Below are 22,282 nucleotides of genomic sequence, written 5' to 3'. Positions count from 1 at the left end.
TCGGCCTGCCGGAGCGACCCGGAGTCAGCTGAGGCCGGGCAGGGGCCGCCGGGTGACCTCATGGGCGTTGTCGGGGGCGACGCCGAGCATGCGCAGGACCATCTCGGCCAGGTCCGAGGCGGCCTCGTCACCGTCGCTGTCGGGCCGGGCGAGCCTCAGCGCCACCAGGGACAGCAGGGTCCCGCCCATTGCCGACAGTGCCATGGTCGGGTCGGTGCAGGTGAAACGGCCCGAGTCCAAGCCGTGCCGGATGTCGCGCAGGGCCCGCGGGGCGAGGCCGCGCTCGGAGTGGATGTGGGCGAGCCCGTGATCGCGCAGGATCCGCATGAGTTCCGGGTGGGAGTCCACCATCCGTCCGGTGAGCCGGAAGCCGGCTGCGACGAGTTCGGCCGGGTCGTCGATTCCCTGGACGCGCTCGTCGATGACCTGCCCGAACTCCTCCAGAGCGTCTGAGACGGCGGCGTTGAACAGATCCGTCTTGGACTCGAAGTGGTTGTAGAAGGAGCCGAAACCGACGTCCGCGCGATCGGCGATCGTCTGGATGCTGGCGCTGGTGTCGCCGGTCTCCGCGAGGAGCTGGCGGGCCGCGCGGACCAGGGCGTGGCGGGTCTCGGCGCGGCGCCGCTCGAAGCGGTTCCCGGGCGGGGCTGACGTCGGCATACGGAGAGTGTAACAACCGTGGCGATGAGTCTTACATGTCTGATGTTTTCATCAGTTACTTGACGCCCTCCTATTGACGATGAACTTTTCAGAGTTGATGATTTCCTCATTACAGCAGTGTTGCTTGGAGGGCACCATGACCGAAACTCCCGTTAACAAGGCCGGCCCCCCGACGGCCCACCAGGACCTCCACAGCGAGCAGGGCGCCCTGCGCGGCGAGCACCTCGGGCGCTCCCTCAATCCGGTGATCAAGGTGGCGGACCTGGCGTGGCTGGAGTTCGAGAAGCCGGACCTGGACCGGGCCGAGGTGTTCGCACGTGACTTCGGGTTCGCGATCGCCGCCCGCACCGAGCGGGAACTGTGGCTGCGCGGCACCTTCGCCGGTCCACCGTGCATGGTCATCCGCCGTGGACGCGCCTCCCGCTTTATCGGGCCGGCCTTCCGCGCGGCCGAGCAAGCCGATGTGGGCCGGCTGGCCCGTGCCACCGGCAGCACCGTCACGGACGCCGACGTACCCGGCGGCGGACAGTCACTCTCCTTGCTCGACCCCTCGGGCATGCCGGTCCGCGTCGTCCATTGCGCCGAACCCTTGCCCGCGCTGCCCGAGCAGCGCCCGCTGACTTTGAATTTCGGCACCGACCACCGCCGTACGAACGCCACCCAACGTCCGCCCCGCGAGCCGTCCCGTATCCAGCGTCTGGGCCATGTGGTCGTGGAGACACCGGTGTTCGCCCGAACCCTGGACTGGTACCTGGACACCCTCGGGCTGATCGTGTCCGACTTCCTGTTCCTGGACGGGCAGCGCGACCGTGGGCCGACCATGGCCTTCATCCGCTGCGACCAGGGCAGCACCGCCGTGGACCACCACACCCTGGCCATGCACCTGGGGCCCGGAGCCGGCTACGTCCACTCCGCCTACCAGGTCACCGACCTCGACGCGATCGCCGCCGGCGGGGAGTACCTGGCCGAGCGCGGCTACCGACGCAGCTGGGGGATCGGCCGGCACATCCAAGGCAGCCAGCTGTTCGACTACTGGCGCGACCCCGACCGCTTCATGCTGGAGCACTTCGCCGACGGCGACCTGTTCTCCTGTGACGTCGAGCCCGGGTGGGCGCCGATGTCCGCCGGCGGCCTGGCCCAGTGGGGCCCATCGGCCACCCGCGACTTCCTGGGCACGAGCCCGTCCCCCGCCAAGCTCCGCGAGGTCCTCAAGGCCCTGCGCGGCGACAACGAACTCGACCCCGCGCGCCTGCTGGGCCTGATGAAAGCGATGAGCTCTTGAGCACCAACGTCATGCGCACCGCCGACGGCTGGTGGGCGGTGCGCGATGAGCGCGCCGTCCGGATTGACACCAAGGCGGCCACCACCGCCGAGCTGCTCGCCGACCGCGCCGCAGTCCGCGAGGCCGCCTCCTCCACCGAAAGCGGCACGCCTGTCGCCGACCTGGTGCCACTGTCCCCGGTCACCACCCCCTGCCGGGTGGTCGCCCAGATGGTCAACTACCGCAGCCACGCCCGCGATTCGGGCCTCACCGGCGACATCCCGCCCACCTTCTTCCGCAAGGCATCCGGCTCGGTCAGCGGCCCGCACGACACGATCGTCCGCCCCGCGCACGTGAAGTTCCTCGACTACGAGGTGGAAGTCGGCCTCGTCCTGGGCGCCCCCCTGCCCGTGGGCGCCGTCGTCCAGGAGCGGGACCTGCCGCGCTACGTCGCCGGCCTCGTCCTGACCAACGACGTCAGCGCCCGAGACGTCCAACTGACCAAGACCCAGTTCTACGAGAGCAAGTCCTACCCCACCTTCACACCCACCGGACCGCACCTGGCCCTGCTGGAAGGCGAAGACTTCGCCCACCTGCTCGACCTGCGACTGCGACTGTCCGTCAACAGCGAACCGCGCCAGGACCACACGCTGGCCGACATGATCGTGCGGCCCGCGCAGGCGCTCACTCTCCTTGCCCGTTTCCAGACCCTCGATCCGGGCGACCTGCTGCTGACCGGCACCCCCGGGGGCACCGCCTTGAAGGCCCCGCCCAAGGCGGTCGAGAAGATCGGCGCGCTGCTGCCGCCCGCACGGAAATGGAAGGCATTCTTCAACAGCCAGGCCAAGAACCCCCGCTACCTGCGGCACGGCGACCTGATCACCGCCACGATCGCCACCCCCGACGGGCGGATCGACCTCGGCGAGCAGCACACCCCCGTGGCGGACGCCGAGTGAGCGCCACCGCATCCCGGAGACCAGTGGTGATCATCGGTGCCGGGCCCGTGGGCGTCACGGCCGCCCTCCTCCTCGCCAAGCGCGGCGTGCGCAGCCTCGTCCTGGAACGCCACCAGGACATCTACCCGCTGCCACGCGCCGTCGTCGTGGACGACGAGGTCCGCAGGATCCTGCAGACTGTCGGCATCCACGAGGAGTTCGCCACCATCTCCCGCCCCGGGCGGGGGCTGCGGCTGCTGGATGCCCGGCACCGCCTGATCGCCGAACTCCCGCGGTCCCCGCACGGGCACCACGGCTTCCCGCAGACCAGCATGTTCGACCAGCCCGAGCTGGAACGCCTGCTGCGCGACGCCCTGGCCCGCCAGCCCGAGTGCGAGCTGTGGACCGGGGCGGAGGTCACCTCCCTCACCCAGGACCCCAGCGGACCCCACGGCCCCAGAGGCCCGGTGCGGGTCACCTTCCGCCGCGACGGCAGCGACGAGGAGGAGCACCTGTGGGCCGATGCCGTCCTCGGCTGCGACGGCGCGGGCAGTCTCACCCGCGACGCCATCGACGCCGCCTGGGACGACCTGCACTTCCAGGAACGCTGGAACGTCGTCGACGTGCGCACCAGCCGCCAGGTGCGCACCTGGGAGGGCGCCGAGCAGATCTGCTGCCCCACCCAGCCGGCCACCTTCATGCGTGTCGGCGAGGACCGTTACCGCTGGGAGTTCCGGCTGCCCGAAGACGAGCACCTGGACGGCCCGGACGGAAACCAGCGCCTGCGCGCGCTGGTCGCCCCCTGGGTCGACCTGTCGCGCGATGCCGCGCCGGCCGACGACTTCGAGGTGATACGCCAGGCGCAGTACACCTTCCGGGCCCGCCTGGCGGACCGGTGGCGCCAAGGACGCATCTTCCTGCTGGGCGACGCCGCCCACCTCACCCCGCCCTTCATCGGGCAGGGTCTGTGCGCGGGCCTGCGCGACGCCCACAACCTCACCTGGAAACTCGCCCGCGTCCTCCAGGACGGCGCCTCCGAAGCATTGCTGGACACCTACGAGCAGGAACGCAAACCGCACGCCCGCCACATGATCCGCCTCGCCGTCGCCGTCGGCTGGGCCATGACCGGCGGCCAGGACCATGCCGCGGCGATCCGTCGGGCCCTGGTGGGCGCCGCCACCCGCATTCCCGGCGTGACCCGGACGATAAGCCGCGACCTGAGCCCCGCCCTGAAAGCCGGCCCCCTGGTACGGCGCCGCCGCCGGCTGACCGGCCGCGCACTGGCCGGAACCTTCAGCCCGCAACCCTGGGTGCTGCACGACGGCAAGCGAATGCGCCTCGACGACCTCCTCGGCCTCTCCTTCGCCCTCCTGACCACCGTGCCCCCCACTCCCCGGGTGACAGCCGTGACCACCGCACTGGGCGCACACACCCTCCACGCCGACGCCCTGGGCGACGACGGCACCCTGGCCTCCTGGCTGGCAAGCGGCCGGGCAGACGCCGTCCTGCTGCGCCCGGACCGCATCGTGATGGACACCGTCCCCGCCGGCACCGGGAACTTCACCGGCACCGCCGCCTGGGCACCGCTGCTGCGCACCGCCCCGCCTTCAGCCGACGGCCCGGCCGTCCCCCAGCCAAGGAGCGCCACCCCATGACCACCCCGCACCCAGAGCCCTTCTTCACCCCCGACCCGCAGGCGGCCGCCCGCAGCCGTATCGCGGACTTCGCCCGGCAAGTCGCCTGGCACCAGGGCGCCGAAAGTATCCAGGACCCCACCGACTATCAGACCCTGTACCAGTGGTCCGTCACCGACCTGGAGGGCTTCTGGGCCGCGGTGTGGCAGTACTTTGCCATCGACGCGACGACACCGTACGAGCAGGTGCTGACCACAGAGACCATGCCCGGAGCCCGCTGGTTCCCCGGCGCCACCCTCAACTACACCCACCACGCATTGCGCAACCTGCAGCCGGACGCTCCCGCGATCACCGCGCTGGACGAGACCGGAGCCTGTCATGAGATCAGCGGCCGGCAGCTGCGCGCCCAGGTCGCCTCTGTCGCCGCCACGTTGCGCGACCTGGGCGTCGCACAGGGCGACCGAGTGGTGGGCTACCTGCCCAACACCCCCCACGCCGTCATCGCCTTCCTCGCCAGCGCCAGCCTGGGCGCGGTGTGGTCAGTGTGCGGCCAGGACTACGCTTCCAAGGCCGCCGCCGACCGCTTCGCCCAGCTCGAACCGACGGTGCTCATCACCGCGGACGGCTACGTCTTCAACGGCACCACGCACGACCGCCGCGACGCCTCCCGCGAACTGGCCCGCGTCCTGCCCTCCTTGAAGGGCACGGTGCTCGTGACCCACGTGGGCCTGGCATGGCCCGAGGACAGGCACCCAGGACAGACGGTTCCCTGGCAGGACGCCGCCAGCCGCACCGAGGAACTCGCGTGTACCCCACTGCCCTTCGACCACCCCCTGTGGGTCGTCTTTTCCTCCGGCACCACCGGCCTGCCCAAAGGCATCGTCCACGGACACGGCGGGGTCCTGCTTGAGCACCTCAAGACCCTCGCCCTCCACACCGACCTCGACCGCGGCGACCGCCTGTTGTGGTACACCACCACCCACTGGATGATGTGGAACTTGGTCGTCTCCACCCTGCTGACCGGTGCCGCCACCTGCACCTACGACGGCAGCCCCGCCCCGCAAGCGCGCCCGGACATTCTGTGGGAGCTGGCGGCCCGCCACCAGGTCACCGTCTTCGGCACCAGCCCCCAGTACCTGCTGGCCATGGCCAAGCTCGGCATCGAACCCTCCAAGCACGACCTGGCCGCCATCCGAGTCGTCGGCTGCACCGGCTCCGCCCTGCCCGCCTCCGCCTACCCCTGGGTCCGCGACAACGTGGGCGCAGGCGTCCAGCTGGCCTCCACCAGCGGCGGCACCGACGTCGTCGCCGGCTTCGCTGGCAGTGCCCCCACCAGCCCCGTGTGGGCGGGCGAGCTGTCCGCCCCCAACCTGGGCGTGGCCTTGGCCGCCTACGACGCCGAAGGCATCCCGGTCCGCGACCAGGTCGGCGAGCTGGTCGTCACCCGGCCCATGCCGTCGATGCCGCTGTACTTCTGGAACGACCCCGACGGCAGCCGCTACCGCGACGCCTACTTCGCCACCTACCCGGGCGTGTGGCGGCACGGCGACTGGATCACCCTCACCTCCCACGGCTCGGTGATCGTCCACGGACGCTCCGACGCCACCCTCAACCGCAACGGCGTACGCCTGGGCAGCGCTGACATCCACGACATCGTCGAACGCCTCCCCGAGATCACCGAGGCCCTCGTCATCGGCGCCGAGGAAGGCGACGGCGGTTACTGGATGCCCTTGTTCGTCGTCCCCGCGCCCGGCGTCACCCTGGACGACACCCTGCGCGACAAGATCCGCGACGCCATCCGCGCCGGCGCCTCACCACGCCACGTCCCCGACGAAATCCTCGCCGTACCGGCCATCCCGCACACCAAGACCGGCAAGAAACTCGAGGTCCCCGTCAAACGCATCCTCCAAGGCGCCCCAGCCGAGCAGGTGCTCAACCCCGCCGCCGTCGACAACCCCGACCTGGTTGCCTGCTTCGCCCGCCTGGGCGCCGAACGCCGCCAGCAACGCGGCCTCATCGCACCCACGGATCACGACACCGGGAGCAGCCGATGACGTCCTCAACATGTCGCGCCGGCGACCAGCAGGGCCGACCCCCAAGACCGCAGCAGCGCGCTTCCACCAGTGCGCACGCGCCCGCACCCACCGGCCCCCCACACCGCTAAGGCCTTCGCGTGAACCTCCCCACCGTCCTGCTCTGCTTCATCGCTTTGATCTTCGCCCTCGTGGGCATGGCCAAGATGCTGGCCCTGGGCCCCATGCCCAAGATGGCCGCCCACGCCGGCTTCAGCACCACCGGCTACCGCGTCATCGGATCCCTGGAACTGGCAGGCGCCGTCGGCGTGACCCTCGGCCCCGTCGTGCCGCTGTTCGGAGCCCTGGCCGCCACCGGTTTGCTGCTGCTTCTCGCCGGCGCTGTGGCAACCCACGTCCGCAATGGCGACAGGCTGCCCAGCCTCATCCCTGCAGTACTTGGCGCGGCACTGATTGCCTGGTACCTCGCGCTCCTCGCCGGGACTACCTCGTGAACCGGCCCGGGCGCCTGCCTCACGCACTCCGTGGTCCAGGACTCCCCTCAGTCACTGACGACACCACGCTCTGACGATCAGTAACCGTAAGAAAAAAGGCGGAACACAACCGCCTTGGTGTACCGACATGCAAACTGGAAACATCGCCACCTGGGTCGGCATCGTAATCACCTTGTTGATCTCTCTGGCGACACGCCGTGACGCAAATCGCCAGGCGCAAATCGCCGAAGAAGCCAACATCGCCAGTCAGGCACAGGTTGAGGCCGCCGAGCGCAGAGCCATCGCTGTCGAAGACAACCTGGCCCAGGCCCTGAAGCTGCTCGCGCAGTCGCAGACCGCCACCACGCCCCTGCAATCGCTCGCTACACCTGACCCGTCGGGCCGTCCCGCGGTGGGGTGGGACCTGCAGCGCCGCGGAACACACGCCTACCTGCTGCGAAACTGGGGCGCGTCGACCGCTACAGGGGTACATCTTGAGCGCAAACGAACGACAGCCATCGTGCGCAACCTGCCCGAGAATGCGACCGTGCGGCCCGGCGAGTCACTGCAGTTCCTGATGGTTCCCACCTTCGGACACCCACTCCCGGGAGAGGTCTGGGTGAAATGGGACGGTCAGGCGGAACCCGTGGCGGTCCCGCTGCCTCGTTGAATTTACACGTAACTGCCGTGGTGGAGACGAAGCCGCTTCGCAGGGGACCAGAGACGGAGCACTGAAGATGACCACGGACACGAACGCACGGACGCGTCGTACTCGGTTGACGCCCGAACGGGAGCAGGAGCTGTACGGCGCAGTGATCGACTTGCTGCGCGAGGTGGGGTACGAGGACCTCACGATGGACGCTATCGCCGTCCGCACCCACTCCAGCAAAGCGACCCTCTACCGCCACTGGAGGAGCAAGCCGGAGCTGGTCGCGACCGCGCTCAAGCGCGCGAAGGCCGTCCACGTCGAGAACCTCGACACCGGTTCGCTCCCCGGCGACCTGCACGAACTCGCCGATCGCATCGGCGACGGCTCAGCCGTGGATATCCCGCTGATCCGGGGCTTGGCCCACGCCTTCGCCACTAATCCCGACCTCGCTGAGGCGATGCGCCAGTACCTGATCGAGCCGAAGCTCACCGGAATACGGCAAATGCTGAGGCGAGCCGCCAACCGCGAGGAGATCGACGCCGGCGTGCCTGCAGCCAACTTCATGCCGCACATGATGCTCGGTGCCGTGGTGACTCGACGTCTGTTGCAGGACGTGGAGGTCGATGCCGCCTTTATGCACCGCTACATCGACGCGGTGGTGCTGGCGGCGCTCAAACGCCGCCGGGCCCCGGCTGTGTGAGGGGGGCCTGTGGCAGCCCGAGTGTCGGTTCTTCGTCCACAGCGCCACCATCTCCGATCTCGCCTTGACCAGGTGTTCTGCGCGTTCGCGATCGCCACCATCTGTGATGATCTCTGATGACGGATCCTAGGCTGGCTTTGGCGCATCGGAGGTGGCTGGAGTGCGATAGGCATTGTGTGGGCATGCAGCGCCGCCAGCGTGGCGAGCCCGGCCGCCGCCGCTCCGGCGAGCATTGCGGCGCGGTTGCCGACTGCCGTGGTGGTGTGGTCCGTTCGGTCCACCGCCTCGGCGATGGCGGGAAGCAGCGCTGCTCCCACGGCGGCGCCCAGCTGGCGGCTCATGTTGATGACGCCGCCGACCAGACCCTGTTCGCGGTTGGCGATGCCGGTGCTGGCGGTCACCATGCTGCTGAACGCTGTAACTGCGGTTCCGAATCCGACGAGGACGACTGCAGCCAGCGGCAATACAGAGGCCCGTCCCCAACAGGTCGCAAGACTGCGAACCAGAGGGTCAGCCCGTACCGTTTGGCCGGACGTCCGCGCAGGGGCCTCCGCGGTGAGGTGCGATCAGGCGTCAGCTGTTCGGTGTCGACACCGTCAGGACAAATCGCTGTACGTAAGTGTAGGTGGAGCTCACGACACTGACTCCTTCCTACGGTCCAGCTCCGCGCGAGACCACCCAAACTTTCTGTCGACGACACATGGTGACAAGTGGTCGACACAGGGTATCCACCAGCCAGGCTGGTCACCTTCGAGTTTGGCAACCGGCGCCCCGAGGCGCCAGCTTCCGCCGGCGTCGCTAGGCGGGGGTCAGCGGCAACGGGTAAGCAATGCCCGGGTCTCGGTCAGGTCGAGGACGCGCGCGACGCGCGGGCTCATGACTTTGATCGTCAGGTTGCGGCCGCCGTGGCCGTCGAATGTCCTGGCCTCCAGCAGTGCGTTGAGGCCTGAGCAGTCGAAGAAGGTGACGCCAGACAGGTCCAGCTCAAGGCCTTCGGGATGTGCCCGCACGGCCGCGATGAGGCAGCGTTCCAGGTCTGCGGCGCAAGTCGCGTCCACTTCCCCGGTGATCACCGCCACCGCTCCGTCCGTTCCGCGCGCGGCAAGGCGCAGCGTGGCCCGGTCGGCGAAGCTCCGCGTGCCTCCGGGAGGCAGATAGGCGGGCAGCGCCCAGGGGTCCGGGGCAGAGCCGCCGTCTTCGTGGGTGTGGTCCGGCCGCGACATCGTGGACTCCCGCTGCTCCACCAGGGGACTTCCTGCCACCTGTGATGATGCACAGGCCAGCGATGCACGTCAATTGAATCACGAAATATTTTTCGTGGGTTGATAAACCGGAAAGGAGAAGCGCATGATGGGAGGCATGGACGGAGGCACACAGGACCGGGACCAGCCGAAGTGGACCTTCCTCACCAGTCATGCGCGGGTCCTCATCATGATCGCCCGCGACCCCGGCATCAGGCTCCGCGATGTGGCCTTCGCCAGCGGCCTCACGGAGCGCACGGTGCAGGGCATCGTCTCCGACCTCGAGGACGGCGGATACCTGGTCCGGTCCCGCGAGGGACGGCGCAACCGGTACGAGATTGTCCCCGGCGCCATGTTCCGCCATCCGGCCGAGTCCGACCACGAGATCGCCGGCCTCCTGGCGCTGATCACCGAACCCCCGACGCCATGACGGCCAGCTGACGACATCACGCAGCGACACTCAGGCGGTGCGGGCCGTGCTGCTTTTCTAGATAGCCAGTAGGCCGGCGAGCACCGAAGCCGCGATTGCGGAGAAGAGCCGCAGCTTTCTCCAGCCCGGTCCCGAAGCCTGGCGGTCCACTTCCCAGGCGACCACCAGTCCCCCACCTAGGCCCAACGCACTCCGCAGCAGGAAGACGGCGGTATGCACTGGACCCTCCAATGGTCGAACAAACGGGAAGGCTACTTCACGCGTCGGTCGGACGATTCTTGTGTCCCCAGTTTGGAAGGCTGAGCATCCGGACCACGCCCACCTGGGCAGACGCACGCGATACTGCGCCGCCATTCCCACAGTTCCCGAGGCACCCCGCCGGTCGTGGCATGCGTGTGGCACGGCGGCGGGAGACCCTCCGCCGCGCAGGGCTCTCTGCCGTGAGGTGCGATTAGACGTCAGCTGTTCGGCGTCGACACCGTCAGGACGAATCGCTGCACGTAGGTGTAGGTGGAGCTCACGACACTGGCTCCTTCCTCCCGGTCCAGCTCCCGGCCGATCACAGTCGCTCCGGTCACGGTGATCGGGTTGAGGTACTGACCGCTGCCCGGCACCCGCGCCAGGAACGCCTGGCGGGCCTTGTCGGCCTGCAGGCTCGCCTGCTCGGCAGTGGTACCCACCGATGTCACCTGCAGCAGCACCCGGGCGTCAGCGTCGCTGTCCCCGAACGCCGGTCCGAGCCTGGCAGTCTGCCAGCACGCCGGCGTCGGCCATGATGTCGAGCAGCCGCTTCTGCTGCTCCCAGCCCAGGCCCTCGAACCGCTTCTCGCCGAGGTAGCAGAACTCGCAGTCGAAGTTGCAGCCCAGGTTGATCTCGTACGACGCCCGGACGTACCCGTACACGGACGGCGTGCGGACCAGGATCGACTGGCCCACCGTGCGGCCGGCCAGGTTCACGCCCCATGCCTGCCGGGCCGCGTCGGCGGCCCACGCCGGGATGGCGCTGCCCCGGCTCGCGTTGGCCAGCTCCTTGAAGCGGGCACCGCCCACGCGGACCCCGCCGGGGTGGCCGGGACGCAGTAACAGGTGGCCGTCCAAGAACGCGCTGGCGATCAGGTCGTGCATGTCTCCTCCTCTCCAGGTGGTTCCCGTCCGGCTGCTGGCGGGGAGGCGAGGCGGCCGGACGGGAGCGGACGGGAGGGAGCGGACGGGAGGGAGCGGACGGGAGGGAGCGGACGGGAGGGAGCGTTCCCCCTCCCGTTTTCCCCCTTATTGTACCTGCGTTGAGGGTCGAATTCCGGCAATTCTCCGGAAAAACTGCAGGTCAGAGCCTTGCAGCCCCTGCCGTGACCGGACTACTCACAATCGAGGAGGCAAGGGATGGAACAGGCCCGGCAGCGCGCACGGGAAGACACGCTGCCGGGCCGGGGCTTCATATGGCCGGGCACCGGGGAACGGTCGCCCACACGGTCTTGCCGACCGGATCACGGTCCCTGGCGCCGAAGTCGGCGGCCGACCCTCGCACGAGCGCCAACCCGCGGCCACTCTCGGCCTCGGCGGGCGCGATCCCCAGACGGGGACGCTGGCGACTGGGGTCGGACACCTCCAGCAGCAACGTCGCACCGTCGTCGGTGACATGGACGCGCACCAGGTGCTCGGTGTCGCAGTGCCGGATTGCGTTGGTGACCAGCTCGCTGGTGATCAAGACCGCGGTGTCCACCGCATCGCCGGGAACGCCCCAGCCGGCCAGAACCCGGCTCACCTGTCTACGGGCGATGTAGACGGTCATGGGAAACGGCGTGAACCACATCTCCCACGCCTGCGTGGTCGCATTGGGTTGCGTCATCACGAGAAACAGCTCCCCCTTCGAGGGGCAGCACGCCCCGTTCGGGTTCCAAGAGGTCACACCACTCAAGTGGTGTGTGGGAAGCGTCCCTCCGACCCATAACCCACGTGTAGGCCCACGTGATTACCCAACGCGGTAAGATTCCGGTGCGTCAGATTCGCTCACTCTGCGCGATTGAGGCGAGGGGGATCGCCGATGGCCAAGACCGACGGGCCGCGTGAAGTACCAGCCGACCATGCCGCGTAGGGCATGAGCGCGGCGGCCGCGTGCAGGTCGCTGCGGGCTGCACGCGGAATGCGGTGAAGGTTGCTGGCGTTCAGTAGTAGGGCCCCAGCCAATCCGGCACGTGGGCTGCGGGCGACGAAGAACACCCAGCTCCAAGCGGCGTTCAGTGAAAGGTTCACTGCCAGCGCGGTCGCCAGCCCCATCCGTTCCCCGTCGTCTGCCTGGCTCCAGGCTCGACCTCCAGACCAGGCGATGCCCGCATACAGAGGTATCCACGTGGCGCCGAAGGCCCACGGCGGTGGTTGCCAGGAAGGCTTGGACAGCCGCTGATACCACGTGCTGCGGGTGTCGGTTGCCGCAATGCCAATGGTGGCAGCGGCGGCTACCGCCGCAGCGGCGCCGACATAGGGCCGCCACCGGATCCTGCCTTCTCGGCCACGTTCGCTGATCAGTCTCATGTAAACCGTCCTTTCCCTAATTGCCCGCGGCGGCACCGAGCGCCACGCCGGTACCCGCTCATAGCCGCCTGCCTCAGTTTCCGCCTTTACGAACGGGCGCCCGTGCGCCCATGTTCGTTGTAAGATCTCGGGTTTTGCCTAGCCACGGGCAGGGATACTCCAACTGTGACGTCGGCTCCGGTGGGCGGGGGGCCGACTGGCTGGAGTTGCAGCCGAACCACGCAGCCCAATGAAACTGCTGGTCGGGGGCTCCGCCACCGTTGCTCCGCCGATCAGCCCAGGTCCGCACCTTGCTGGGTCGTGCTAAGCGCATCGGTGGCCATACACGGAAGGTGTCCTGTTTCGCAGGCGGCTACCAACACGCCACCAGATGGGGCGAGCGCGCTTGGATGGCCCGTTTGTACCACCCGGAATGGCAAGCGACATCGCTGGGGGCCACGGTGGGAGGCATCGGCAGGCCTGTCGACCTGTCGATGCCCTGCGTCAATACCTGGGAGCGAGCGATGTCCGAACGCAATACCGTGCTGCGCAGCTTGCACGACATAGGACTGGCCGCATGGTTCGGCGGTTCGCTGATGGGCGCGGTCGGGCTGAACGGCGCAGCTAGGACCGAGGGTGGGACATGGGAGTCCACCACCCGGATCGCTGCCTCCGGCTGGTCAAAGTGGACCCCGGTGAATGCCTCGGCGATCGGCGCCCACCTCGTAGGCAGCAGTGGTTTGCTTGCGGTCAATGCCGCCCGGGTCGTAGCCCAGCAGGGCGTCGCCGCCTCCACCTTGGCCAAAACCGTTCTGACCGGAGCGGCACTGGCTGCCACGGCCTACAGCCGCGTCTTGGGCAAGAAATTGGAGCTCGCCTCCTCCACTCGTTCCGAAGATGCGGAGAAGGCGGCCAAGCACCCGATCGAAACCGACAAGGCACAGCGACATCTGGCCGTCATGCAGTGGGCGGTACCGGCTCTGACGGGAGGGCTGCTCATCCTCAACGCAGTCCACAACGAACAGCAGCGCCCCTCCCAGCAGGTCCAGGGCATGTGGCAAAGGGCCCTATCGATCGCTCCTCACTTGCCCGCTACCCCGGACTGGCACCACCTGATGCACTCGTCGAGGTAGGCCTGCGCACGTCTCGCAAGGGGATGCCGGTACGGGCCCGGAACCGTTGCCATCGATCAGCTGTCGCCCAGAAGGTTGGTGCATCCGGTGCCGCTGACGGTCTCATCCCCGGCATCTCCCTGCAGATGCGAGCCGTAGGGACGAAGCCGATCCTGGAGAGAGGGGTGCCTTCGTACAGCGCGCCTCCCGTTGAACGGCAGGTTGCAGCAGGGGCTTGGAGCCACGGCAGGGCGCACGAAACGATCGACGAGATGGCTCTGACCAGCCTCACGAGCGTCCGCTGTCAACCGCACCCGACAGCCAGAATCGCAGCACGTGCAGCCCTGGAGCACAGGCCGCCTGCGCGGGCGAAGGAGAAAAGCATGACGGGCAACGACCAGCTCACGGCGAGGGACATCATGTCCGGTGGAGTCCAGTGTGTCGGCGCGCATCAGTCGCTTCAGGAAGCGGCAAGGATGATGCGCGACCTGAACGTCGGATGCCTGCCCATCTGCGGGGACGACAACAAACTCACGGGCCTGATCACCGACCGCGACATCGTCATCCAGTGCGACGCAGAGGGCATCGACCCCGCAACGGTCCAGGCGGGAACCCTTGCCGGTGACCTGCAATGGATCGACGCGAGCGCCGGCGCCGACGAGGCATTGCGGATGATGGAACAGCATCAGATCAAGCGCCTGCCAGTCATCGACACGGGGCAGGGTCACCAACTGGTCGGCATGATCAGCGAAGCCGACCTCGCGCGCAATCTGACGGACACCCAGATCGCGGAATTCGTGACCCGGGTGTACGTCAACGCCTGATCCGGTGGCGGGCTGCAACGCCTGCCCGGTGCACGCGTCGGGGAGGACATGGATGCACATGCAAGATGCGCCGTCTCCTCCGGCGGAGGCATCCTGAGCGTATGGAGCGGCATCGGGTGGTCGTGTATCCGCCGCCTTCTGAGGGTGGCGGTCGGCGCGTGTGCCTGGACTGCCAGGACCTCGGCATCGCCTACGACCTTCGGGACCTGATGGAGTTCCTGCGGCGTGCGGGCCTCGATCCCGACTCGATCTATCTGGACGACGAGCTGTTCGACTGGCACAGCGCAGGCCCGACAATATGGTGAGTCCCCTGCCTGACCCGGTTGATGGGATCACTTGGGGCCGGGCAGGGGACCCTAAAGGGCGGCTACCCCCGTTCTGGCGGCTACACCGCCTCCGGCCAGCGGGGAAGCCGCACCGCCAGGTCGATGATCGACACACATTCGGTTGCGGGGACCGCCCGCTCGAAAGCGAATCATTCGTCGGGCCGACCGCCGCCGAAGACGGTTGCCGTCAGCACGCCGGCGGCAGCACTCGGCAGCATCCTCCCGCCCCAGGAGTGCCACCGGTGTGCCGCTGGCTCAGACACCACCACCGTGATCCGTACTGTGCAGTCGCGGTGGGAATCGGGGAGCGCAGCCGGATCCCGGGCCAGGCCTGGACGTACTGGCACCTCGGCCCCGGGGCCGGCCCCGACTATGGTGTACCCCAGGTCGGGCCAGCGCCCCGGAGATCTCGCTGATGACGTGGTGTGCGCCGTCCTCGTTACCGGTCACCACCACACCGGCCACCCGGTTGTAGGCGACCGGGCGGCCACGATCGTCCGTCTCGGACATCATGGCGTCCATGCGCTCCAGCACGCGCTGGGCGATCGACGAGGGCCTGCCCAGCCACGTGGGGGAGGCCACGATGAGGATCTCCGAGGACAGCAGCTTCTCGTGGATCTCGGGCCACGCGTCTCCGGCGCCTTCGTCGCTGGTCACGCCCGGCTTGATATCGAGGTCCACGGCGCGAACGCAGTCGATGTCCACGCCGTAGGCAGCGAGCTGGTCCGCCACCACCTTCGCCAGGGCGTAGGTATTGGACGGCTGCGGCGACCGTTTGAGAGTGCAGTTGATCACGAGTGCTTTCATGCGGCTCTACCTACCTCCGGTTAAAAGCTGCGTCCCGGAAAAGCGGCGGAGTCACCCTCCCGGTCAGCGCCGGCAACGGGCCGACGGGCCGACCATGGAACCGGCCCCCGAACCGCGAACCGCGGCGGCATCGCCTCTGAGTGTCGGCTTGGGGCAGCCGTCCCGGGGTAGCCGAAGGGCGTCTGTGGGGCAGGACACCAGGGAGGGCGGGGCACATGACGACGTTAAACCGGGCGGACCGAACAGCTCCGCGAGTCACGGCGGACCACGCACGCAGTCGTGCGCTGGAAGACGCGACGAAAGTCGCGCCGGGTGACGCCCGGCAGTTATCGAAGGCGTTCCTCAGCCGGATGGATGTGTTCGAGGAGGGGACCGCCGAGTACCAGTACGTGAGGAACACGCTCATCGAGCTCAACCTCTCGCTGGTGCGCTTCGTCGCCTCGAGGTTCAGCAGCCGCGGGGAGGAGATGGAGGACATCGTCCAGGTCGGGACGATCGGGCTGATCAAAGCCATCGACCGCTTCGACCTGACGCGCGGCGTCGAGTTCACCGCCTTCGCCATACCCTGCATTCTCGGCGAGATCAGGCGCTACTTCCGCGACACCAGCTGGGCCGTCCACGTGCCACGCCGTCTGCAGGAACTGCGGATCGAGCTGGCGAAAGCAGTCGACACGTTGACCCAGACACTCGGCCGGGACCCCACGGCCGCCGAACTCGCGGCGCACATGGGCGTGGGGGAGGGCGAAATACGCCAGGGCATCATCGCAGCCAACGGCTACACGGCGGGTTCCCTGGACATCGCCCTCGACTCCGACGACGAGGAGAACGGGAGCTACGCGGACTGTTTCGGTGCCGTGTACCCCGCGTTGGACGGGGTGGTGAACCTCGTCGCTCTCCGGCCGCTCATCGCCAGGCTCAGTGACCGGGACCGGCGGCTGCTGCAGATGAGGTTCGGCCAGGAGCTGACGCAGGCCCAGATAGGTGCCGCTCTCGGGGTTAGCCAGATGCACGTGTCCCGCCTGCTGGCCCGGGTCCTGGCTCGCGTACGTAGCCGGCTCGACAACGCGGATGAATGAAAGAGGCTAGGCGCGCCGTCCGGGCAGCCCGAGTACCGGAAGGATCTGTGCCGGTGACGTCCGAGTGTGCCGGCGATGGCTGGTGTCGCACCACGGGTACGTGCGGCTGCGGCGGCAGGCGCACACGGCCACAACGAAGCGGTCGGAACGCACGACGCGGCCGTGGTCCAGGAGCAGGACTCCTCCCGGAGCGAGCAACGGCGGCACGTCGGAGCAGATCCGGTCCAGCAGCGCCCGGCCGTCGGACCCCGCATCCCACGCCAGGGCGCGACCGCGGGTCGGTGGGCCCGCCTGCGGCGACGGAACGTACGGCGGATTGGCCGTGATCAGGTCGAAGCGGCGGCCCGTCACGGGTGAGTGGAGGTCGCCGCGCACGACTTTCACGCGCAGCCCGTTGAGGCGGGCGTTGAGCCACGTGGTGCACACCGCGCTCACGGATTGCGTCCACGGCGGTCACCTGTGCGGCGCCGCGCTCGGCGGCGGCCAGGGCCAGCGCGCCGCTGCCCGTCCCCAGATCGAGGACGTCGGCATCGTCGTCGAGACGTCGTTTCAGCGCGTCTTCGAGGAGCAGCGTGTCGTCCTGGGGGTGGTACACCCCCGGTGGACACAAAAGCCACATACGCCACGACTACCCGCATGTCCGCGGTCAAACGGGCGGGTCCACGAGCGAGGTCATTGCCACATTGGACTGCTGTCGAGGGAGGCCAGCACGTCGCGTGGGTCGCGGTGCACGGCGGCGGCGCCCGCCTCCTCCAGTTCGGCGCGGCCGATGCCACCGGACAGAAGCGCCACGCAGGGCACAACCGCCTTCCCGGCGGCCTTGATGTCCCACACGGTGTCGCCCACGAAGACCGCCCGGTCCGCAGGTACGCCCGCCCGTCCCAGGGCCTGGGCGACCAGGTCGGGGGCCGGTTTGCTCGCGGAGACGTCGTCTTTGCTGGTGGCGTCCGCGATGACGTCGTCGGCGTCGAGGGCGGCCCGCATCACGGCGAGCTCCTTGCCGTCGGCCGAGGTGGCCAGGACGACCCGGAAGCCCCGGGCCGCCACCGCGCGAAGCAGGTCCGCGGCACCGTCCAGAGGGGCGAGCGCGGGGCCGTAGGCGCCGTACAGGGCCTTGTGGGCGTCGCTGATCGGGTCATCCTCGCTGCGGTCGCGCTCCTTGCCCAACAGTCGTTCCAGGAGATGGTCGGATCCCATGCCGATGCAGCGGTGGATGTCCGCCATCGACACTGTGTGTCCGGCCTATCGGAACGCCTCCCACCACGAGACCGCGTGGAGGTAGTTGGTGTCGACGAGGGTGCCGTCCATGTCGAAGAGCGCGGCGCGCTCTGCCTCGTCCCCCATGATGACCGTTCCTTCCGCTCGGCTACCGGAGTGGTCCACGCCAGGGCGGCTACCCGTCACCGCTGCGGATAGACGCACGCCGTCTGCCTGCGGCCGCAACCCCACTCTGCCGAGTTGCATAGGGAGATGCGCGTCAGCACTCTGCGGCAACACCCAGCCGAATTACCTCGTGGCGCTGGGCGGTTGTCAGCCAGGGCAAAGCGGTTGACGAAGCACTCAGCGGCCTCCCCGTCATCAGCCGGCCATGAACAACAGTGCCGGGGATCGTCGAGGCGGGAGCCCCGGCGCTCTCGCCGTCGCAGGTCAGGCAATGCCCGGAGCTCCCCGTGTGCACGTCTTGCGCGAAGCTTGCGTCCGTGCGTACTGACGATGCGGTCGGTGGCGAGATCGTCACGCATCGTGTCCGCTCAAGAGACCGGACTCGGAGGCCTGAGTCCGGGTAGGCGGATACACGGAATGACCGAAATCATGGGAGATAGTCCGTATGTCGCGCACACAACCCGGCATCGAGCAGCACCCCGATCTGCTGGAACTTCGCGCCGATTACGAGCGTGCGACCGCGACCAACCGCGGTCAGGCCATCGAGGCCATGGCTCTGCTCACGGGCGTCTATCTGGCCGCTTCACCGTGGATCGCGGGCTTCAACGCGCTGTTGGGCTTCAACGCGCTATCGACGATCGCCGTCAACAACCTCATCGCCGGTATCGCGTATGCCCTGCTCATGGGCGGGGTGGGGCGAGGTTTCGAGCGCACTCACTCCAAGGCCTGGGCTGCGGCAATCATTGCCCTGTGGACGATCATTTCGCCCTGGTGCGTCGCGGGAGATGTCAGCACTTGGCGCACCATCACAAACAACGTGATCGTCGGGGTGATCGGCCTGGCGCTCGCGCTCGCTGCCGCAGCAACGCGTCCCGGGCGTGCTCGCACCCAAGGGCACGACATGTCACACGCTCCTGGACCTATGAGGCATGGATGAACTGAACGGCCAGCGCGCGTCCGTTGGTCGGTCAACACGGCCAGGCTGATCGGCCTCGAACAGCACCTGCTCCTCTGGCGGGGCCTGCCAACCCACCGGCTGCGCTGCTCACTGCGCCTAGCGCGTCTCACCGGCTGCGGAGTCACCGGTCGCGCCGATGTCGCTGATGCCCCGGCGGGCATGCGGGGCTCGTTGATCGTGAGCGAGCGCGAGGGCGTAGCGGCGCAGGCGCCCGGGGCTGGTGTCGAGAGGTACCACGGGGTTCGGTGAGCGCGGGTCAGTGGCCGGCGAAGATCAGCAGGAGCGGTACCGGGACGCAGACTGCCGCAGCGACCAAGGCGACCGCCACAACCCTCCGTAGGAGCCGCCTCCGCAACGCACTGTAGCGTCGGTTGTACTCGCTGCTTAGCTCGCGCTCGCGCTCCGAGATGAGTGTCACCGCCGCACAGGTCTGGTCGAGGCGGTCGGCGACGTACAACCGGAGCACTTCTCTACGTTGCGCGGTAGTCAGCCAGGGCATGCGGTCGGCAAAAGTCTCGGCCGCGGCTTTGGCGTCGCTGATCGCGGCGTGCCACGACAGAAAATTCTCACATTGGGCGATGCCCGCAACGACCGTCGGACCGCCGTCCGCACTAGAGAGGCCGCGCCACTTCATGTCTGATCGCTCTCGCCGAGCGGCTTGGCCACCCCCATGCCGGGTTCGATGACGTCGCGGCGGCCGGCGTTCTGTTCCTGGTCGAGAGCGGCGACGTCGGGGTGATGCAGGTCGAAGGCGGGGGATTCGGAGCGGATCTTCGGCAGAGTGAGGAAGTTGTGGCGTGGTGGCGGGCACGAGGTGGCCCATTCCAGGGACCTGCCGAAGCCCCACGGGTCGTCCACCTCGACCGGGCGGCCGTAGCGGGCGGACTTCCACACGTTGTACAGGAACGGCAGGGTCGACAGGCCCAGCAAGAAGGCGGCGATGGAGGAGATGGTGTTCAGGGTGGTGAAGCCGTCGGCGGCCAGGTAGTCGGCGTACCGGCGGGGCATGCCCTCTGCGCCGAGCCAGTGCTGCACAAGGAAGGTGCCGTGGAAGCCGATGAACAGTGTCCAGAAGTGGATCTTGCCGAGGCGTTCGTCGAGCATTTTCCCGGTGAACTTGGGCCACCAGAAGTGGAAGCCGGCGAACATGGCGAAGACCACGGTGCCGAAGACCACGTAGTGGAAGTGAGCGACCACGAAGTAGGAGTCCGTGACGTGGAAGTCCAGCGGCGGGGAAGCGAGGATGACGCCGGTCAGGCCGCCGAACAGGAACGTGACCAAGAAGCCGATCGACCACAGCATGGGAGTTTCGAAGCTGAGGCTGCCCTTCCACATGGTGCCGATCCAGTTGAAGAACTTCACCCCGGTCGGCACGGCGATCAGGTAGGTCATGAACGCGAAGAACGGCAGCAGGACGGCGCCGGTGGCGAACATGTGGTGCGCCCAGACGGTTGCCGACAGGCCGGCGATGGAGATGGTCGCCGCAATCAGGCTCACGTAACCGAATACGGGCTTGCGGGAGAAGACCGGGATGACCTCGGTGACGATGCCGAAGAACGGCAGCGCGATGATGTACACCTCCGGGTGGCCGAAGAACCAGAACAGGTGCTGCCACAGCAGCGGCCCACCGTTTTCCGGGTCGTAGACGTGCGCGCCGAACTTGCGGTCCGCGTAGAGAACGAGCAGGGCGGCGGCCAGCACTGGGAACGCGAACAGCACCAGCACTGAGGTCAGCAGGATGTTCCAGGTGAAGATCGGCATCCGGAACATCGTCATGCCGGGGCAGCGCATGCAGATGATCGTGGTGATGAAGTTGACCGCGCCGAGGATGGTGCCGAATCCGGACATCGCCAGACCCAGCACCCACATGTTGCCCCCCGCATACGGGGTGTGTTCGCCGCCAGACAGCGGGGTGTAGGCCGTCCAGCCGAAGTCCGCGGCACCCTGAGTGGTGAAGAAGCCGGACACGGCGATCAACGACCCGAACAGGAACAGCCAGTAAGACAACATGTTCAGTCGGGGGAAGGCCACATCGGGGGAGCCGATCTGCAGCGGCATGATGGCGTTGGCGAACCCGGCGAACAGCGGCGTTGCGAACATCAGCAGCATCATCGTGCCGTGCATGGTGAACGCCTGGTTGTACTGCTCGTTCGACATGATCTGGATACCTGGCCGGGCCAGCTCCGCCCGCATCAGCAACGCCAGCACGCCGGCGATGAGGAAGAACCCAAAGCCGCTGGCCAGATAGAGCGACCCGATCTTCTTGTGGTCCGTCGTGGTGAGCCAGTCGACGATCACCGCCCCGGGGCGGCGCCGCACCAGCGCCGCCTGCTCCTCGATCGATGTCACCTGCAACGACATGGATTCTCCGCCCTCGCTGTCGGCGCTCGCTCGAAGCCCTATGCGCGTTCGCGCGAAAGTCGCGGCTGTGCAATCCACTTTGATAGCGGCCCTGGCTTCTGGACGCTCCGAATTGGGCCGTAAGTGGGTGTGGCGGTCACTCATCCGCCGGTCTGGTTTCTGATATCTCATGTGGGCGGCCTTGTCCGGTGGTGGCCGGCGCCGGCGGCGCAGCCGGCTCAGCCGGGTGCGCCGCCGCATCCAAGCGTCGGTCAAAGATCGAGCCGGTTTCACTGGTGGTGATTACGTGCAGCTGGGCCCGGCCGTGGCTACTCGCAATGCATGCAGGCCCACTTGGGTGGCCACCTCACAGCTAGCTGGGCGGAGACGCGGGGCGGCTGATCCCTTCAGTATTGCGGCCTCATTGGTCTCGCCGGACGCCATCGTTGTCTGGCTGCACGCCCGCCGATACTGCGCACGTGTCGGGCCCGCCGAGACGCCCTGGGGCACCTGGTTGCGCGGCGGAAAACCCTCGCGGCGCTCGCCCATTGCTGTCTCCGGGCACCGCCGGATGTGCGGGTTTCGAAGGAATCTGCCGCTCCACTTCGAAGCATCGGATGTGCCGTCGGCCCGGGCTGGGTGCATCCTGGAAGTGCGGCTCCGCCGCTTCTTCCAGGGCTTTCGCCGGCGGGGCCGCCCTTCGAAGAGCAGGGTGGGGCCAACCCTTCCCGGGGGTGTTCCTCGGGATGATCGCCGGGCAAGCTCGGGCTCGCGGCGGCGCGTCCTCCCTTGGTGTTAGACCGGGTGCGCGCCTCCTACCTCCCTGGGCGGTACCGGCTCTCCGCGCCCTGAGGTATCCATCTGTGCTGGCAGCAGTACCGACGTACTGAGGCGCTGGGCGAGTTCTTGCTCGGCTCGCTGTCGCAGGCGGT

Annotated in this window: 20 protein-coding genes and 4 pseudogenes; 13 read left to right on the top strand and 11 right to left on the bottom strand. The window is 68.1% G+C overall.

Translation table 11 applies throughout. From position 1 onward, the window contains the following. Positions 1-24 precede the first annotated feature (24 nt). Entirely contained in the window at positions 25-660 is a 636-nt protein-coding gene (locus OG937_01965; protein ID WUD70548.1) for a TetR/AcrR family transcriptional regulator, read from the bottom strand. A gap of 136 nt (positions 661-796) precedes the next feature. Between OG937_01965 and OG937_01960 the strand changes: the two genes are divergently transcribed. From OG937_01960 to OG937_01930, 7 genes are all read left to right on the top strand, one after another. After that, entirely contained in the window at positions 797-1,942 is a 1,146-nt protein-coding gene (locus OG937_01960) for a VOC family protein (protein ID WUD70547.1), read from the top strand. After that, positions 1,939-2,877, top strand: a complete 939-nt coding sequence (locus tag OG937_01955) for a fumarylacetoacetate hydrolase family protein (GenBank protein WUD70546.1) — start codon at positions 1,939-1,941, stop codon at positions 2,875-2,877. The genes OG937_01960 and OG937_01955 overlap by 4 nt, the downstream gene beginning before the upstream one ends. Continuing rightward, a complete protein-coding gene (locus OG937_01950) occupies positions 2,874-4,511 on the top strand; it encodes a bifunctional 3-(3-hydroxy-phenyl)propionate/3-hydroxycinnamic acid hydroxylase (GenBank protein ID WUD70545.1) in 1,638 nt (545 codons plus the stop codon). Before OG937_01955 ends, OG937_01950 begins: the two co-directional genes overlap by 4 nt. Next, positions 4,508-6,544 (top strand): acetoacetate--CoA ligase, encoded by a 2,037-nt coding sequence (locus OG937_01945; GenBank protein WUD70544.1) that lies wholly within the window; start codon positions 4,508-4,510, stop codon positions 6,542-6,544. Before OG937_01950 ends, OG937_01945 begins: the two co-directional genes overlap by 4 nt. 119 nt (positions 6,545-6,663) lie before the next feature. Next, the gene (locus tag OG937_01940; protein ID WUD70543.1) at positions 6,664-7,017 is read left to right on the top strand and encodes a DoxX family protein; all 354 of its coding nucleotides are present in this window, start codon (positions 6,664-6,666) and stop codon (positions 7,015-7,017) included. A 127-nt stretch (positions 7,018-7,144) separates the two neighbouring features. Further along, entirely contained in the window at positions 7,145-7,666 is a 522-nt protein-coding gene (locus tag OG937_01935; GenBank protein WUD70542.1) for a hypothetical protein, read from the top strand. Positions 7,667-7,733: 67 nt separating this feature from the next. Next, positions 7,734-8,345, top strand: coding sequence for a TetR/AcrR family transcriptional regulator (locus OG937_01930; protein ID WUD70541.1), 612 nt, complete (start codon positions 7,734-7,736; stop codon positions 8,343-8,345). Positions 8,346-9,154: 809 nt separating this feature from the next. On the opposite strand, the gene OG937_01925 is transcribed toward OG937_01930, so the two are convergent. Then, positions 9,155-9,589: an STAS domain-containing protein gene (locus tag OG937_01925; GenBank protein WUD70540.1), complete on the bottom strand. Its 435-nt coding sequence runs from the start codon at positions 9,587-9,589 to the stop codon at positions 9,155-9,157. Positions 9,590-9,704: 115 nt separating this feature from the next. Here OG937_01925 and OG937_01920 point away from each other — a divergent pair, with 115 nt between their 5' ends. Then, positions 9,705-10,016 carry a MarR family transcriptional regulator gene (locus tag OG937_01920; GenBank protein WUD70539.1) on the top strand — a complete coding sequence of 104 codons (312 nt, stop codon included), beginning with the start codon at positions 9,705-9,707 and terminating at the stop codon, positions 10,014-10,016. A gap of 458 nt (positions 10,017-10,474) precedes the next feature. On the opposite strand, the gene OG937_01915 is transcribed toward OG937_01920, so the two are convergent. The 4 genes from OG937_01915 to OG937_01900 all read right to left on the bottom strand — a co-directional run bounded on the left by OG937_01915 (position 10,475) and on the right by OG937_01900 (position 12,545). Continuing rightward, the gene (locus OG937_01915) at positions 10,475-10,696 is read right to left on the bottom strand and encodes a hypothetical protein (GenBank protein WUD70538.1); all 222 of its coding nucleotides are present in this window, start codon (positions 10,694-10,696) and stop codon (positions 10,475-10,477) included. A gap of 28 nt (positions 10,697-10,724) precedes the next feature. Then, positions 10,725-11,141, bottom strand: a complete 417-nt coding sequence (locus OG937_01910; GenBank protein WUD70537.1) for a hypothetical protein — start codon at positions 11,139-11,141, stop codon at positions 10,725-10,727. 307 nt (positions 11,142-11,448) lie between these two features. Then, complete coding sequence (locus OG937_01905; protein WUD78603.1) at positions 11,449-11,862, bottom strand: ATP-binding protein; 414 nt, start codon at positions 11,860-11,862, stop codon at positions 11,449-11,451. A 161-nt stretch (positions 11,863-12,023) separates the two neighbouring features. Continuing rightward, entirely contained in the window at positions 12,024-12,545 is a 522-nt protein-coding gene (locus OG937_01900; GenBank protein WUD70536.1) for a tryptophan-rich sensory protein, read from the bottom strand. A gap of 503 nt (positions 12,546-13,048) precedes the next feature. On the opposite strand from OG937_01900, the gene OG937_01895 reads away from it, so the two are divergent. The 3 genes from OG937_01895 (at position 13,049) to OG937_01885 (ending at position 14,765) form a co-directional block, all read left to right on the top strand. Continuing rightward, positions 13,049-13,657 (top strand): hypothetical protein, encoded by a 609-nt coding sequence (locus OG937_01895; protein WUD70535.1) that lies wholly within the window; start codon positions 13,049-13,051, stop codon positions 13,655-13,657. Between the two features lie 362 nt (positions 13,658-14,019). Continuing rightward, a complete protein-coding gene (locus tag OG937_01890) occupies positions 14,020-14,460 on the top strand; it encodes a CBS domain-containing protein (GenBank protein ID WUD70534.1) in 441 nt (146 codons plus the stop codon). 101 nt (positions 14,461-14,561) lie between these two features. After that, on the top strand, positions 14,562-14,765 hold the full coding sequence (locus tag OG937_01885) for a hypothetical protein (GenBank protein WUD70533.1): 204 nt from the start codon (positions 14,562-14,564) through the stop codon (positions 14,763-14,765). A gap of 414 nt (positions 14,766-15,179) precedes the next feature. Here the strand turns inward: OG937_01885 and OG937_01880 are convergent. Further along, positions 15,180-15,593, bottom strand: a pseudogene (locus OG937_01880) (NAD(P)H-dependent oxidoreductase). Positions 15,594-15,877: 284 nt separating this feature from the next. Between OG937_01880 and OG937_01875 the strand changes: the two are divergent. Continuing rightward, positions 15,878-16,669: pseudogene (locus OG937_01875) on the top strand (RNA polymerase sigma factor SigF). 6 nt (positions 16,670-16,675) lie between these two features. On the opposite strand, the pseudogene OG937_01870 reads toward OG937_01875, so the two are convergent. Next, positions 16,676-17,288: pseudogene (locus OG937_01870) on the bottom strand (methyltransferase). A gap of 53 nt (positions 17,289-17,341) precedes the next feature. Further along, a pseudogene (locus OG937_01865) lies at positions 17,342-18,013 on the bottom strand (HAD family hydrolase). A gap of 484 nt (positions 18,014-18,497) precedes the next feature. On the opposite strand from OG937_01865, the gene OG937_01860 reads away from it, so the two are divergent. Next, positions 18,498-18,989, top strand: a complete 492-nt coding sequence (locus OG937_01860) for an SPW repeat protein (protein WUD70532.1) — start codon at positions 18,498-18,500, stop codon at positions 18,987-18,989. A 277-nt stretch (positions 18,990-19,266) separates the two neighbouring features. On the opposite strand, the gene OG937_01855 is transcribed toward OG937_01860, so the two are convergent. Beyond that, a complete protein-coding gene (locus tag OG937_01855) occupies positions 19,267-19,644 on the bottom strand; it encodes a hypothetical protein (protein WUD70531.1) in 378 nt (125 codons plus the stop codon). After that, complete coding sequence (gene ctaD, locus OG937_01850) at positions 19,641-21,371, bottom strand: cytochrome c oxidase subunit I (GenBank protein ID WUD78602.1); 1,731 nt, start codon at positions 21,369-21,371, stop codon at positions 19,641-19,643. The genes OG937_01855 and ctaD overlap by 4 nt, the downstream gene beginning before the upstream one ends. Between the last annotated feature and the right edge of the window lie 911 nt (positions 21,372-22,282).

Origin of the sequence: Streptomyces sp. NBC_00510 (genome assembly GCA_036013505.1) — a bacterium.
Classification (GTDB): domain Bacteria; phylum Actinomycetota; class Actinomycetes; order Streptomycetales; family Streptomycetaceae; genus Actinacidiphila.
The sequence above is the reverse complement of the archived record's forward strand: the minus strand, read 5'-3'. Positions and strand labels throughout refer to the sequence as shown.

Excerpts from the sequence above, each read along its gene's own strand:
- OG937_01900 (WUD70536.1), bottom strand. The coding sequence starts at position 12,545 with ATGAGACTGATCAGCGAACGTGGCCGAGAAGGCAGGATCCGGTGGCGG.
- OG937_01895 (WUD70535.1), top strand. The coding sequence starts at position 13,049 with ATGTCCGAACGCAATACCGTGCTGCGCAGCTTGCACGACATAGGACTG.
- OG937_01920 (WUD70539.1), top strand. The coding sequence starts at position 9,705 with ATGGACGGAGGCACACAGGACCGGGACCAGCCGAAGTGGACCTTCCTC.
- OG937_01945 (WUD70544.1), top strand. The coding sequence starts at position 4,508 with ATGACCACCCCGCACCCAGAGCCCTTCTTCACCCCCGACCCGCAGGCG.
- OG937_01910 (WUD70537.1), bottom strand. The coding sequence starts at position 11,141 with ATGCACGACCTGATCGCCAGCGCGTTCTTGGACGGCCACCTGTTACTG.
- OG937_01855 (WUD70531.1), bottom strand. The coding sequence starts at position 19,644 with ATGAAGTGGCGCGGCCTCTCTAGTGCGGACGGCGGTCCGACGGTCGTT.
- OG937_01890 (WUD70534.1), top strand. The coding sequence starts at position 14,020 with ATGACGGGCAACGACCAGCTCACGGCGAGGGACATCATGTCCGGTGGA.
- ctaD (WUD78602.1), bottom strand. The coding sequence starts at position 21,371 with ATGTCGTTGCAGGTGACATCGATCGAGGAGCAGGCGGCGCTGGTGCGG.
- OG937_01960 (WUD70547.1), top strand. The coding sequence starts at position 797 with ATGACCGAAACTCCCGTTAACAAGGCCGGCCCCCCGACGGCCCACCAG.
- OG937_01930 (WUD70541.1), top strand. The coding sequence starts at position 7,734 with ATGACCACGGACACGAACGCACGGACGCGTCGTACTCGGTTGACGCCC.
- OG937_01905 (WUD78603.1), bottom strand. The coding sequence starts at position 11,862 with ATGACGCAACCCAATGCGACCACGCAGGCGTGGGAGATGTGGTTCACG.
- OG937_01965 (WUD70548.1), bottom strand. The coding sequence starts at position 660 with ATGCCGACGTCAGCCCCGCCCGGGAACCGCTTCGAGCGGCGCCGCGCC.
- OG937_01860 (WUD70532.1), top strand. The coding sequence starts at position 18,498 with ATGTCGCGCACACAACCCGGCATCGAGCAGCACCCCGATCTGCTGGAA.
- OG937_01885 (WUD70533.1), top strand. The coding sequence starts at position 14,562 with ATGGAGCGGCATCGGGTGGTCGTGTATCCGCCGCCTTCTGAGGGTGGC.
- OG937_01935 (WUD70542.1), top strand. The coding sequence starts at position 7,145 with ATGCAAACTGGAAACATCGCCACCTGGGTCGGCATCGTAATCACCTTG.